General features: G+C 64.4%; 12 protein-coding genes. 8 read left to right on the top strand and 4 right to left on the bottom strand.

Annotated elements, in window-relative coordinates; all coding sequences use genetic code 11:
- The first annotated feature begins 130 nt into the window (after window positions 1-130).
- Together NKG59_RS08515 and NKG59_RS08520 are read left to right on the top strand one after the other, a co-directional pair.
- Window positions 131-1,807, top strand: a complete 1,677-nt coding sequence (locus tag NKG59_RS08515) for a DEAD/DEAH box helicase (protein ID WP_253536367.1) — start codon at window positions 131-133, stop codon at window positions 1,805-1,807.
- Between the two features lie 5 nt (window positions 1,808-1,812).
- Window positions 1,813-2,847, top strand: coding sequence for a serine/threonine protein kinase (locus NKG59_RS08520; RefSeq protein ID WP_045203827.1), 1,035 nt, complete (start codon window positions 1,813-1,815; stop codon window positions 2,845-2,847).
- 39 nt (window positions 2,848-2,886) lie between these two features.
- Here NKG59_RS08520 and NKG59_RS08525 read toward each other — a convergent pair whose 3' ends face one another.
- Window positions 2,887-3,783, bottom strand: a complete 897-nt coding sequence (locus NKG59_RS08525; protein WP_253536368.1) for a pirin family protein — start codon at window positions 3,781-3,783, stop codon at window positions 2,887-2,889.
- Window positions 3,784-3,933: 150 nt separating this feature from the next.
- Here NKG59_RS08525 and NKG59_RS08530 point away from each other — a divergent pair, with 150 nt between their 5' ends.
- The 3 genes from NKG59_RS08530 (at window position 3,934) to NKG59_RS08540 (ending at window position 6,462) form a co-directional block, all read left to right on the top strand.
- Window positions 3,934-4,851: a LysR family transcriptional regulator gene (locus tag NKG59_RS08530; RefSeq protein WP_045203707.1), complete on the top strand. Its 918-nt coding sequence runs from the start codon at window positions 3,934-3,936 to the stop codon at window positions 4,849-4,851.
- 458 nt (window positions 4,852-5,309) lie between these two features.
- Window positions 5,310-6,050 (top strand): response regulator transcription factor, encoded by a 741-nt coding sequence (locus NKG59_RS08535; protein WP_253536369.1) that lies wholly within the window; start codon window positions 5,310-5,312, stop codon window positions 6,048-6,050.
- A 79-nt stretch (window positions 6,051-6,129) separates the two neighbouring features.
- Window positions 6,130-6,462, top strand: coding sequence for a cupin domain-containing protein (locus NKG59_RS08540; RefSeq protein ID WP_253536370.1), 333 nt, complete (start codon window positions 6,130-6,132; stop codon window positions 6,460-6,462).
- Here NKG59_RS08540 and NKG59_RS08545 read toward each other — a convergent pair.
- Entirely contained in the window at window positions 6,446-7,021 is a 576-nt protein-coding gene (locus tag NKG59_RS08545; RefSeq protein WP_253536371.1) for a hypothetical protein, read from the bottom strand. The genes NKG59_RS08540 and NKG59_RS08545 overlap by 17 nt on opposite strands.
- 19 nt (window positions 7,022-7,040) lie before the next feature.
- On the bottom strand, window positions 7,041-8,249 hold the full coding sequence (locus tag NKG59_RS08550; protein WP_253536372.1) for an FAD-dependent oxidoreductase: 1,209 nt from the start codon (window positions 8,247-8,249) through the stop codon (window positions 7,041-7,043).
- Window positions 8,250-8,368: 119 nt separating this feature from the next.
- On the opposite strand from NKG59_RS08550, the gene NKG59_RS08555 reads away from it, so the two are divergent.
- The 3 genes from NKG59_RS08555 (at window position 8,369) to NKG59_RS08565 (ending at window position 11,785) form a co-directional block, all read left to right on the top strand.
- Window positions 8,369-9,292, top strand: a complete 924-nt coding sequence (locus tag NKG59_RS08555) for a LysR family transcriptional regulator (protein ID WP_253536373.1) — start codon at window positions 8,369-8,371, stop codon at window positions 9,290-9,292.
- Between the two features lie 139 nt (window positions 9,293-9,431).
- Window positions 9,432-10,760, top strand: a complete 1,329-nt coding sequence (locus NKG59_RS08560; RefSeq protein ID WP_253536374.1) for an MFS transporter — start codon at window positions 9,432-9,434, stop codon at window positions 10,758-10,760.
- A 38-nt stretch (window positions 10,761-10,798) separates the two neighbouring features.
- On the top strand, window positions 10,799-11,785 hold the full coding sequence (locus tag NKG59_RS08565; RefSeq protein ID WP_253536375.1) for a M14 family metallopeptidase: 987 nt from the start codon (window positions 10,799-10,801) through the stop codon (window positions 11,783-11,785).
- Here the strand turns inward: NKG59_RS08565 and NKG59_RS08570 are convergent.
- Window positions 11,782-12,450, bottom strand: a complete 669-nt coding sequence (locus tag NKG59_RS08570) for a TetR/AcrR family transcriptional regulator (protein WP_253536376.1) — start codon at window positions 12,448-12,450, stop codon at window positions 11,782-11,784. The genes NKG59_RS08565 and NKG59_RS08570 overlap by 4 nt on opposite strands.
- Window positions 12,451-12,453: the final 3 nt, after the last annotated feature.

Here is a 12,453-nt window from a genome sequence, read left to right on the forward strand (position 1 = left end):
CACCATCACCTGTTAAACTAGCGCCCTTCTTGCAGTCCCCGGGGTCCAGTCGCCCCGTCACCTACCCAGGCTTTGTCCACGATTGGCGCACGAACGAATGCGCGGGACACGCCGGTCCAATCGCTTTTCCATGTCGTTTTCCGAACTCGGCTTGTCAGACAAGCTGGTACGCGCCGTGGCCGAACTCGGCTACGCAGAACCCACTCCGATTCAACGCCAGGCCATCCCCGCTATCCTCAAGGGCGGGGACCTGCTCGCCGGTGCCCAGACCGGCACCGGCAAGACCGCCGGTTTTACGCTGCCGCTGCTGCATCGCCTGTCTGCCTCGCAACCGAACAAAGTGCAGACGCCGCAGGGCATGCGCTTCCCGATCCGCGCGCTGGTGCTGACGCCCACGCGTGAGCTTGCCGCGCAGGTGGAAGAAAGCGTGCGCGCCTATGGCAAATACCTGCCGCTGAAGTCGATGGTGATGTTCGGCGGCGTCGGCATCAACCCGCAGATCGATGCACTCAAGCGCGGTATCGATATCGTCGTGGCCACGCCGGGCCGCCTGCTGGACCATGTGGGCCAGCGCACCATCGATCTGTCGCATATTGAACTGCTGGTGCTGGACGAAGCTGATCGCATGCTCGACATGGGCTTCATCCACGACATCCGCAAGATCCTCAACATCCTGCCGCCAAAGCGTCAGAACCTGCTGTTCTCGGCAACGTTCTCTGACGACATTCGCGAATTGGCCGATCGCTTGCTCGACAAGCCGGCGCTGATCGAAGTCGCGCGCCGCAACACGACGGCCGAGACGGTCGAGCAGCGCGTCTACCCGGTCGACCGCGAGCGCAAGCGCGAACTGCTGGCCAAGCTCGTGCGCGACAACGACTGGCACCAGGTGCTGGTGTTCACGCGCACCAAGCATGGCGCGAACCGCCTGGCTGAGCAGCTCACGCGCGACGGCATTCCCGCGCTGGCCATCCACGGCAACAAGAGCCAATCGGCACGCACGCGCGCGCTGACGGAATTCAAGGCCGGAACGCTGCGCGTGCTGGTTGCCACCGATATCGCCGCGCGCGGTATCGACATCGACCAACTGCCGCACGTGGTCAACTTCGACTTGCCGAACGTGCCCGAGGACTACGTGCACCGTATCGGCCGCACGGGCCGTGCCGGTGCGCAAGGCGAGGCGATTTCGCTGGTCTGCGTGGACGAGCATGGTTTGCTGCGTGACATTGAGCGCCTCATCAAGCGTGAACTGCCGCGCACCGTGCAGGAAGGTTTCGAGCCGGACCCAACCATCGCGGCGGAGCCGATTCCGAACGGGCGCAACTCGGCGGGCCGTGGCGGCAACGCGCGCGGCGGCCGCCCGGGCGGTGGGCGCAGCCAGCAGCCTCGCCAGGCCAGTGGCAACGCTGCGCCGCGCGAGCCGCGGGCCCCGCGTGAACCTCGCGAACCGCGTCGCGAGTCGAGCGGTAACGGTCAGGGTCAGGGTCAGAATCAAGGCCAAGGCCAAGGCCAGGGTCGCAATGGTGCCGGCAGCCGCCAACGTCAGGCGCAAGGTCAGCAGGGTCAACGTGACGGCCAAGCTGCGCCGAAGCCGCGCAATGGCCAATCGCAAGCGCGCGGCCAGCGCCAAGGCAATGGTCAAAGTCAGGGCCAGGGCCAGGGCAATGGGCAAGGCGCGCAGGGTGGCCAACAACGCCGCGCATCGAACACGCAAGCCGCGCAGCCAACCCACAAGGGGCAGCCGGCCAAACAGCCGTTCAACGGTCTGTTTGCCAAGGCTGCTGCGTTGCTCGGCGGCCGTAAAGCTTGACGTTCATGCACGACGACGGTCAGCCCGCATCAGCTGAAGCGCCCTACGACGGCCTGACGCCCGACAGCATCCTCGATGCGTTGGCGCAGGTCGGGCTGATGCCGGACGGCCGTATGTTCGCGCTCAACAGTTACGAAAACCGCGTCTACCAGGCCGGCGTGGAAGACAGCGCGCCGGTGGTGGTCAAGTTCTACCGCCCGGCCCGCTGGACCGAGGCGCAGATCGTCGAAGAGCATGCCTTCACGGCAGAACTCGCGGCGGCGGAAATCCCCGTGATCGCGCCGCTGGAAATCGATGGCCGCACGCTGCACACGTTCGAGCGTTGGTATTTTGCGGTCTTCCCGCGCTGCGCAGGCCGGGTGCCTGCCATCGACCGGGACGACACGCTTGAATGGATGGGCCGTTTCCTCGGGCGCATCCACGCCGTCGGGGCGCAGCGGCCGTTCATAGCCCGGCCCGCACTCGACATTGACACCTTCGGCGTGCAATCGCGCGATTGGCTGCTCGAACACGATTTCATCCCGCCCGATTTGTTGCCAGCCTGGCGCAGCGTTGCCGACGCTGCACTCGACGGCGTGCGCCGCTGCTACGACCGCGCCGGTGACGTTTCGCTGCTGCGTCTGCACGGCGATTGCCACGCCTCGAACGTGCTCTGGATCGAAGAGGCCGACGCCAAGCAGGGCGATCCGCTGCGCAGCGCTGGCCCGCATTTCGTCGATTTTGACGACAGCCGCACCGGCCCCGCCGTGCAGGACTTGTGGATGCTGCTCTCGGGCGATCGTGCCTCGATGCAATCGCAGCTCGCCAGCCTGCTGGCCGGCTATGAAGACTTCTGCGAATTCGACACGCGCGAGCTGTATCTGGTGGAAGCGCTACGCACGCTGCGCTTGCTGCATTACAGCGCATGGTTGGCGCGTCGCTGGAATGATCCGGCGTTTCCCGCCGCGTTTCCGTGGTTCAACACGCAACGCTATTGGCAGGACCGGGTGTTGGAATTGCGCGAGCAGATCGCGCTGTTGGACGAACCGCCGCTCTGGTGAAACCGAGCGGCGGTTTTTCTTTGCGACTGCGTAGACGCTCTACGCGAACTTGCCGGCCTGGAAGTCTCGAACAGCCTGGAAGATCTCTTCCTGCGTGTTCATCACAAACGGGCCGTATTGGGCAATCGACTCGTTCAGCGGCTTGCCAGCCACCAGCAGCACGCGTGCGTCTGCGTCTGCTGCACGGATGACCACACCGTCACTGCCTTCCGTGTTGGCGAGGATGGCCATCTGCTTGTCTTCCACGCGCTGCAGCCCGGCGTTGCCGGACGCTTCGGCATCGCCCACCAGCGCGCTGCCGCGGAACACGTAGACGAACGCGTTGTGCCCGGCCGGCAGCGGCTGCGCAAACGACGCACCCGCGGGCAGCGTGATGTCGAGGTACAGCGGCTGCGTCGCTTCACGCGTCATCGCACCTTGCACGCCTTGCGATTCTCCGGCAATCACACGCACGGCCACGCCGTCTTCCGTCGTGAACTCGGGAATCTCGTTCGACGGGATGTCGCGGTACCACGGCGTCGTCATCTTGTCGCTGGCGGGCAGGTTCAGCCACAGCTGGAAGCCTTCCATCACGCCATCTTCCTGCTCCGGCATTTCAGAGTGCACCACGCCGCTGCCGGCCGTCATCCACTGCACGCCGCCGTGTTGCAGCAGCCCTTCGTGGCCGGCGCTGTCGCGGTGGCGCATGCGGCCAGCGATCATGTACGTCACCGTTTCAAAGCCGCGGTGCGGGTGGTCGGGAAAGCCGGCCAGATAGTCGTTCGGGTCGTCGCTGCGGAACGCGTCCAGCATCAGGAACGGGTCCAGCCGACGTTGCAGGTTGTTCGTCAGCACGCGCGTGAGCTTCACGCCCGCGCCGTCCGAAGTGGGGCGGCCAGTGATGATGCGCTCCACGCGGCGGCCACGCTGCACTTGCGGTTGTACGAGGGTTTCCATGTTGTTCTCCTGAAATCGGGCATTTGTCATATGCCAAATGTAGGGTGGTTGCCCGGTTTGCACTAGTCGGTTATTGTGGGAAAAAATGTTGCTCCCGGCGAGACAATCACAATCCCAGGCCGGCGCGCGTCACTACAAGAAGAGGAAACCATGGATCTGAATCAATTGGCGCTGTTCGTGCGCGTGGTTGAAGCGGGGAGCTTCACGGCAGCGGCAACGCGGCTCGATTTGCCCAAATCGTCCGTCAGCCGAGGCATTGCGGCGCTTGAACAGGATTTGAACGTACGACTGTTACAACGCACCACGCGCACGCTGCATTTGACCGACGCCGGCCAGAGCCTGTATCAGGTGGCGTCGCATGCCCTGGAAGACATCGAACGCGCCACGACCTGCGCCGGCGAGCTGCAAGACCTGCCACGCGGCAAGGTGCGAATCACGTCTTCCGAAGACGTCGGCCGCCTGCTGGTGGCGCCCGTCGCGGCGCGCTTCATGCAGCAATACCCGGAGATCGATCTGGACGTGGTGCTGACGCCGCGCAATGTCGATCTGGTGCAGGAAGGTTTTGACCTTGCCGTCCGCGTCGGACGCTTGGCCGACAGTTCTCTCGTGGCGCGGTCGCTTGGCGTATTGCGCATCGGCTTATTCGCCTCGCCCGATTACCTGCAGCGCCGCGGTGCTCCGGCCACCGTGCAAGGGCTGGCCGACCATTGCTGCCTGGATTTTCGCGGCACCGGCCGCGGCGAAACGCAATGGCGCCTTGTTGGCCCCGATGGCCTGAAAACCGTGGCCGTGCGCGCCCGCCTGAATTCCGACAGCCTCATCTATCTGGAAACGTTGATTGCGTCGGGCGCCGGCATCGGCCCGCTGCCGCTGTACGCGAGTGCCGTGGCGCGTGCCAATGCACCGCTGCCTCGCCTCGTGCGTGTGCTGCCCGACTATGCGACCAGCGGAGAGCCGATCAACCTCGTCACGCCATCCGCGCGGTTCGTTCCCAAACGCGTTCGGTTGCTGATCGACATGCTGACCGAGTCGATTCGGCAAGAGCTGGAAAACGCTGATCCCACCTGAGGTGTCGCCGCCCCGACGCTGGGCGCGTCAAATGTTGTCACGACTGCTCCGGCTGGGTATTTAGCGCGGCATCATGCGCTTCGCATGTGCCGACCAGTACGTCGGGCCCTCCTTGACGTTATCCCGTAGCGTTGCAGTGTTTCCCCCCCGGTGCACTGCGACGCGTCTGGCACATGCGACCCTTGGGTGTTTCCGATCCCGTCACGTTGTGGGAAACACCGCCGCCCGGACCGCGTTGTCCGGGCTTTTTTTTGTCCACATTCCGCAGAGTGGATACGGCATTGCGTGGCTCAAGGGTCTTCACAAAATAGGACTCTTCTCATGGTTCGTAGCAAACCTCGCCATGAAAATTGCAGACACGTAACACATGCAACGGATCGCGCTGAACGCGACAGTTCGGGCGCTATCAACGCCCGTACCATCCGGCACGCATGTGCGCAATTTCCACGGAGCAGAACATGCGCATCGCCTTGCTTGAAGACGATCCCTTCCAAAGCGAAGTCATCGTCCAGATATTGACCCAGTCGGGACACGACGTGATGACCTACAGCGATGGGGCGACGTTGCTTCGCATGCTGGGGCGCTCGTCGTATGACATGCTGATCCTCGACTGGCACACGCCGGGCATGCTCGGTATCGACGTGCTGAGCGTGGTGCGCGGCCGCCACCGGGAAGTGCTGCCCATCCTGTTCGTCACAGCCGAAGAAGGTGAAAAGAGCATCGTGCGCGCACTCACACACGGCGCCGATGACTACATCGCCAAGCCGTTCCGCATTGCCGAGTTGCGCGCGCGTGTCGATGCTCTGCTGCGCCGGGCGTATCCGATTCCGTATGGCCGCCTGCCGTTCGCGGTGGGGCCGTACTACTTCAACCCTCAGCGCCAGCAGGTCACGCTGCACAGCGAGCCCGTTACGCTGACGGCCATCGAATTCCAGCTGGCGTTGCTGCTGTTCTCGAACGTGGGACGCACGCTGTCGCGCGATCACATCTTCGGGCAGGTGTGGGGCCGTAATTCTTCGGAGTACACGCGCACCATCGATAGCCACGTGTCGCGCATCCGCATGAAGCTGAACATCGAGCCGGAGAACGAGGTGCGCCTGGTGGCCGTGTACAAGCACGGCTATCGCGTGGACCATCTGAAGCCCGCGGACGACATGAATGGGCTGTCGGACATGGACGTCGCGTCGTACGGCGTCTGAACGCGGGCCGATCGCGCAACCCAGAATGGGCGCCATCGCTGAAACGCGGCGGCGCCCATTTTATTTTCTATCGACTGGTATGCTCGATGCCTCTCATTCTTTGGGCGAGGCCGGTGTGCCACTTGTCAATCTCAATGCAGAAGCCGATGCGTTGCCGCGCGCATGGTCGTCTCGCGTGCTGGAGCGTTTTGGCGGCGGCAACTTCAAGGTGTTGCGCATGGACGGCACGCCGTATCCCGACGAAGTGCACGACTATGCCGAGGGACTGCTGGTGATCGATGGCGAGCTGCGCCTGCGCATTGACGGCGAAGCGGTAACGGTGTCGCGCGGCGAGCTGTATGTGGTGCCTGCTGGTGTGCCGCACAGCGTGGACGCCGGCAGCGCGGGCACGTTGGTCATTCTGGACGTGTAAGCGGGGCGTCGCGTGCTTCCGCGAGTTGCTTGATCCGCTGCAGCATCATCCGGCGGATCAGCCCGCTTGGGATGCGGATCAGCACCCAGTAAGGCGTGAAGCGGCGGCGTGCCGTTGTGTTGGAGCAATGCACGCACGTGCGCGTGGTCAGCAGCGTGCCGGCGACGTCGGGTTCGGCGACGAACGTCATGACCAGCTTGGCGATGTTGGGCTCCGAGAACGCGCGAAATGCGCCGGCTTCAACCCGGACGAGCCCACCCGCGGATTCCCAGAAGCGGCCGACCAGGCCCAGCGCGAATTCGCGATCTCCATCGCGGCCGAGTACGGTGAAATCGTGCAGACCGAATCCGGCATCGATACGTCGCACATTGGGCTTGCCCATTGCGGCGGCGATGCGCGCCGGGATGGCGCGCAAGTGCAGAAACATTCGGGCCAGCGGGAAATCGGTAACGTCAAGCTGCGAAACCATGTCGAGCACGCGCCCGGGCGCGGCATTGACGCGTATGTTGTGCTGCTCGCTGAACTGATGCTCCGGAAGGAAGGTGTGCAGCAGGCTCATGGTGATCGGTGGCGTGGTGTCATGCCTGCGGTTCCTCACTGGCAGTCGTGGAAGCAGTGGCTGGGGCGAATGCGGCGTCGCGAGCAGGCGGTTCTGCCAGGCTTCGTTTCATCAGCCATGCAACCCCCGGGATGCGCAAACCTGTGGCGAACACCACGTCTCGCATCCAGCCTCCATATTCGGACTGGAAGCACGGCGTGAGTGCTCGGCTCAGCGTCTGATAGGCCTGCACGGTACGCAGACGCCGGGCGTGATAGGCGAGGGCGCCATCGGTGGGGCCATGCACTTGCACGCACGCGGCAAGTGCCAGGGCATCCTGCGCGGCCAACGTGGTCCCCAGGCCGAGCTGCGGGCTCATGGCATGCGCGGCATCGCCGATCACGCAGTAGGGCGGTTTGGCCAGCGCGCGCGGCCATGTGTGGCGATATACGGCAAAAGGCATATCGTCGTGCGAGCCAATCTGTTCGACCATGGGCGCGGCTTGCGGCCACAGGCTCAGCACATGCGCCTTCCACTGTGTGATGTCGGTCTGGCGCCAGGCGCTGACAGCATCACCGGGCAGGCTCCAGAACATCGACAGGCGTGTGCGGGTGCCGTCCACTTCGGTAGGCAGCAGGCCCATCATCTCGCGCGTGCCGCGAAAGCGCTGCTGCAGCACGCGCGGGTTCCAGCCATCCACCCATCCTTGAAACCACAGCGTGCCCCATCGGTAGGTGCTGGACGGGCCGGCCAGGCCTGCGGACTCACGCAGCGCAGACGCCGCACCATCGGCAATCACAAACAGGTCGAAGATTGATTCGCCCTGTGCGTGCATGACCCGTGCACGCGAGCCATCAAGAAGCAGTTGCTGGATCGCACAACCAAAGTGGAACGATGCGCCCGCGTGCAACGCGGCGTCGTACAGCATGGATGACAACGCGTGCCGTGTGACGGCGCGGCCGGGCGCATCGGCGTAGTCAATGTCGAGCAGGCGCCAACCGCGATGGCTCAGGCCGATCAGCCGGTCGATTGGTGCGCCGATGCCCTCCAGCTCGCGGCCGACGCCAAGTGCCTCCAGCGCGCGGATACCCTGCGGCTGGATCAGCAGGCCCGCGCCCATGGCGGTCAGCTGCGGGTGCTTTTCGAAGACGTGCACGTCGTGCCCCTGGCGGGCAAACGCGATGGCGGCGGCGAGGCCGGCGTTACCGGCGCCGGCAATGCCGATGGTCAGCGGGCGGGGTGCGGTCATGAAGCGTGGCAGATCGTTTGCTCAGGATGATAACGATACGGCACGCACGTTAAGGCTGTTCGTGCACGCTGCGGAGATAATGCGCAGACCTCACGCCCACTACCCCACCCGGATGCGCCATGCAGATCAAATGGCTGGAAGACTTCAAGGAACTCGCCAAGACCCGCAGCTTTAGCCGCGCTGCCGAGAACCGCAACGTCACGCATCCCGCATTCGGCCGGCGGATCAAGGCGCTGGAAGAATGGGTGGGCACCGCGCTGGTCGAGCGCAGCGAGCATCCGGTCACGCTCACGGCGGCGGGGCGCTTGTTTCTGGATGCCGCGGCCAATGCCGTCGATGGCTTGAACGATGCGCGTTTGCTACTGCGCGAGGCGCAATTGCCGGTGGCGCTCAAGATCGGCACAGGGCGCACGCTGGCGCGCACCTTCGTCCCCGGCTGGTATGAAACGCTGGCACGCCAGCGCGGCGTGTTTCCGCTTAGCGTGACGACGGGCGGCACGCAGGAAGGCGTACTCGCACTTGCCGATGGCACGGTCGATTTGCTGATCGCTTACGCCAGCCCGCAGGCCGATGCGCTGCTCGATCCGCGCAAGTACGACCATTGCACGCTGGGCAGCGAGACGCTGGTGCCGGTGAGTGCGCCCGACAAGCGTGGTCGTGCCCGGTTCACGCTGCCGGGCTCGGCCGCCGCACCGCTGCCATGGTTGGCCTTCGCGCGTGGGCTGACGTTGCGGCAGATGCTCGACAGCCACCTGGCCGCCGCCGATCGCAAGGCGCATCTGCAGCCCGTGTTCCAGGCGGATTTTTACGAGGCGGTGGAAGAGATGGCCCTACGGGGATTCGGCATGGCGTGGCTGCCGTATCGCTTGGCCAAGCCGCACCTGAATGCGGGTGAACTCCGCCCCGCCGGCGATGACGCCTGGCACATCCACGTCAACATCCGCATGATGCGGGTGCGCAGCAACCAGAGCGCACTGCTTGATGAGGTGTGGCAACTGGCCGTTGATAACGCCAGCAACAACGCCCGCACCGACCTCGCCTGAAGCGCATCGCAAAAAGCCCAACCTTGTGCCGAAACGGCACAAGCCGCCTGGGCACGGCACCTAGACTCCTCCGCAACCTTCGCCCGCCAGCGTTATTCAGCAAAACAGGCGGATCGGCACAGACCACGGGGAGACAACCATGCCAGCCCACACCCTCAACGCAAGCGGCGCATCCGCACGCGCCACCAACACCCATCGACATCCCTCGCCCTGGCGTGCCGTACTGGCGGCCAGCGTCGGCAACGCGCTCGAATACTACGATCTGCTGATCTACGGCTATTTCGCCATCACCATCGGCAAGCTGTTCTTCCCGACGGGCGACGCGTGGAGTTCGCTGATGCTCTCCGTCGGCACGTTTGGCGTGTCGTTCATCATGCGGCCGCTGGGCTCGATGGTGCTGGGCAGCTATGCAGACCGTGTGGGCCGCAAGGCTGCGCTGACGTGGTCGATTCTGTTGATGATGCTCGGTACCGCGATGATCGCGTTTGCACCGACGTATGCGTCGATCGGGGTGTGGTCGCCGGCCATCGTGATCGTGGCGCGACTGCTGCAGGGCTTCTCTGCCGGCGGAGAATTCGGTTCGGCCACGGCGTTCATGATCGAGCACGCCAACGGCAAGCGCATGGGATACAACGCGAGCTGGCAGGCCGCGACGCAGGGCCTTGCTACATTGCTGGCCGCGGGCTTGAGCGCATGGCTGACCTACGCGCTGACCACCGCGCAGGTGGAGTCATGGGGCTGGCGCGTGGCGTTCCTGTTTGGCTTGCTGATCGGCCCCATTGGTGTCTACATTCGTCGCCACACGCCTGAGACGCCCGAGTTCGTTGCCATGCAAGCCGAGGCGCAGGACGCGCCGCAAACGCATTCGCCGCTGCGCGATACGCTCACGCAGGGTTTGCCCGGACTGCTGCTGGGTGCGGGCGTGGTCGTGGCGGTCACCGCATTCAACTACGTGCAGAAGGTCTACATGCCGACCTATGCCATCAATCAACTCCACATCGCGACCAGTGCCTCGCTGGTTTGCACGATGATCACCGGCGCGATGCTGATGGTGATGGCGCCCGCGTTCGGCTTGCTGGCAGATCGTTTCGGCAGCATCCGTGTGGTGTCGATTGCGATGGTCGTGATTGCGCTGTCGACGTATCCGATGTTTGCTACGCTGGTCGCGCAACCGACGTTCTGGACGCTGCTGGTCATGCAGGCGATTGTGGGCGTGCTGTTGGCCGCCATCTTGGCGCCGTTGCCGGCGCTCTTGGCCGACATCTTCCCGACGCGCACGCGCGGCACGGGCCTGGCGCTGAGCTACAACTTGTCGGTAACGATCTTCGGCGGGTTCTCGCCGCTGATTGTCACGTGGCTGATTGGTGTCACGCACATCAAGACGTCGCCGAGCTTCTATGTGTTTGCGACCACGCTGATCAGCCTGGCCTCGCTGTGGATGCTGCGCGGACGCGCGCGTGCGCACTGAACCTGAACAGAACTTCTCGTCACACCGAAGGATTTCGCATGATGACCCTGGAGGCGCTGCGCGCCACGCTGCCGGTGTACCCAATTGAGCTGCAGAAGCCCGATATCCGCCGCTGGAAGACAGGCACGCACGGCATTGACTACGTGCACACGTTCGACAGCGACATGCCTGGGCCGCACCTCATGATCAACGCCCTCACGCATGGCAATGAGCTGTGCGGCGCGATTGCGGTGGATGCGCTGCTAGGTGCCGGCGTGCGCCCGGCACGGGGCCGGCTCACGCTGTCATTCGCCAATGTGGAGGCGTACGAGCGCTTCGATATGAACGATCCGGATGCCACGCGATTTATCGACGAAGACCTGAACCGCGTGTGGTCTGCCGACAAGCTCGACGGCCCCGGCAACACGCTGGAACTGCGTCGCGCGCGCGAGCTGCGCCCGGTGATCGACACGGTCGACTACCTGCTCGATATTCACTCGATGCACGAAAAAGCCGAACCGCTGATGTTGACGGGGCCACATGCAAAAGGCGTCGCGTTGGGCCGCCAGGTTGGCGCGCCTTCGCATCTGATGATCGATGCCGGCCATGCCGCCGGCCGCCGTCTTCGCGATTACGGCGGCTTTGGCGATGCCGCCAGCCCGAAGAACGCGCTGCTCATCGAATGCGGTCAGCATTTCGAGCGCGCGAGCCGCGATGTGGCGCTGGATGCGTGCGCGCGTTTCCTGGTGGCGCTCGGCACCGTCGATGCATCGGCGGTATCGGAATGGCTGGGGATTGCGCCCGCACTGGATGTGCGATGCATTCGTGTGACCGATCCGGTGGTCGCCAAATCTACGGCGTTCCGTTTTGCGGACGACTATCGCGGTATGGAAACCATCAAGCGCGCAGGCAGCGTCATCGCCTCCGATGGAGACCTGCAGATCGTCACGCCGTACGACAACTGCGTGCTGCTGCAGCCATCGTTGCGGCATCTGGCGCCGGGGGTGACCGTGGTGCGGTTGGGCAAGCCGGAGGGGATGGCCTAATCGCCCAGCATGGTGCGCAATGTGCCGAGCACGACCTGCCGGCAGTTGCGCACCATCTTTTCTTCGGGATCTCGATAGCCGGTTAGAAGCCACGCTGCACCGACGTTGGTCAGGGCACCCACGAGCGCAAGACCGATGATGCGTGGATCGGCGCGCGGCCCGGCATCCTCGTGATTGTGGGCGCCGGGCAGTTGGGCATTCGCCATGATCTGCCTGCCGAACTCCAGCAGGTTGCGCTGGTAGGTTGCGTCCGTTTCCGGGCTCACGCCCATCACTTCCAGAAGCAGCACGCGCGCTGCGCACGGCTCTCGCAGGAACGCGAAAAACGCGTGCAGGCCGGCGTCGATACGAGCTTCCAGCGTGCCTTCCGCAGCGGCGGTGGCTTCTGACACCTGCGCGCGCAAGTCTTCGGCATGTTGCTGGTAGGTCGCGCGCAGCAGGGCTTCGGTACTGTCGAACGCGGCGTAAAAGTACCGGTCATTGAGCTTCGCTTCCTGGCAAATCGCGCGCACGGTGGTCTTGCGAAAGCCCGCCGTGCCGAAGACGCGCGTGCCGGCGCGGATCAACGCATCCCGGCGTTCTGCGGCACGTGCTTCTGGCGCCACACCGCCATATGGGCGGCCTTTCTTGGCGGGCGCGTCGGCTGTTTCAAATGTTTTCTCCATTTC

This window comes from Ralstonia chuxiongensis (assembly GCF_024158925.1).
Taxonomy (GTDB): Bacteria; Pseudomonadota; Gammaproteobacteria; order Burkholderiales; family Burkholderiaceae; genus Ralstonia; species Ralstonia chuxiongensis.

Coding starts and splice junctions, on each gene's coding strand:
- NKG59_RS08545 (WP_253536371.1), bottom strand. CDS start 7,021: ATGAGCCTGCTGCACACCTTCCTTCCGGAGCATCAGTTCAGCGAGCAG.
- NKG59_RS08560 (WP_253536374.1), top strand. CDS start 9,432: ATGCCAGCCCACACCCTCAACGCAAGCGGCGCATCCGCACGCGCCACC.
- NKG59_RS08525 (WP_253536368.1), bottom strand. CDS start 3,783: ATGGAAACCCTCGTACAACCGCAAGTGCAGCGTGGCCGCCGCGTGGAG.
- NKG59_RS08555 (WP_253536373.1), top strand. CDS start 8,369: ATGCAGATCAAATGGCTGGAAGACTTCAAGGAACTCGCCAAGACCCGC.
- NKG59_RS08550 (WP_253536372.1), bottom strand. CDS start 8,249: ATGACCGCACCCCGCCCGCTGACCATCGGCATTGCCGGCGCCGGTAAC.
- NKG59_RS08565 (WP_253536375.1), top strand. CDS start 10,799: ATGATGACCCTGGAGGCGCTGCGCGCCACGCTGCCGGTGTACCCAATT.
- NKG59_RS08520 (WP_045203827.1), top strand. CDS start 1,813: ATGCACGACGACGGTCAGCCCGCATCAGCTGAAGCGCCCTACGACGGC.
- NKG59_RS08570 (WP_253536376.1), bottom strand. CDS start 12,450: ATGGAGAAAACATTTGAAACAGCCGACGCGCCCGCCAAGAAAGGCCGC.
- NKG59_RS08535 (WP_253536369.1), top strand. CDS start 5,310: ATGCGCATCGCCTTGCTTGAAGACGATCCCTTCCAAAGCGAAGTCATC.
- NKG59_RS08515 (WP_253536367.1), top strand. CDS start 131: ATGTCGTTTTCCGAACTCGGCTTGTCAGACAAGCTGGTACGCGCCGTG.
- NKG59_RS08530 (WP_045203707.1), top strand. CDS start 3,934: ATGGATCTGAATCAATTGGCGCTGTTCGTGCGCGTGGTTGAAGCGGGG.
- NKG59_RS08540 (WP_253536370.1), top strand. CDS start 6,130: ATGCTCGATGCCTCTCATTCTTTGGGCGAGGCCGGTGTGCCACTTGTC.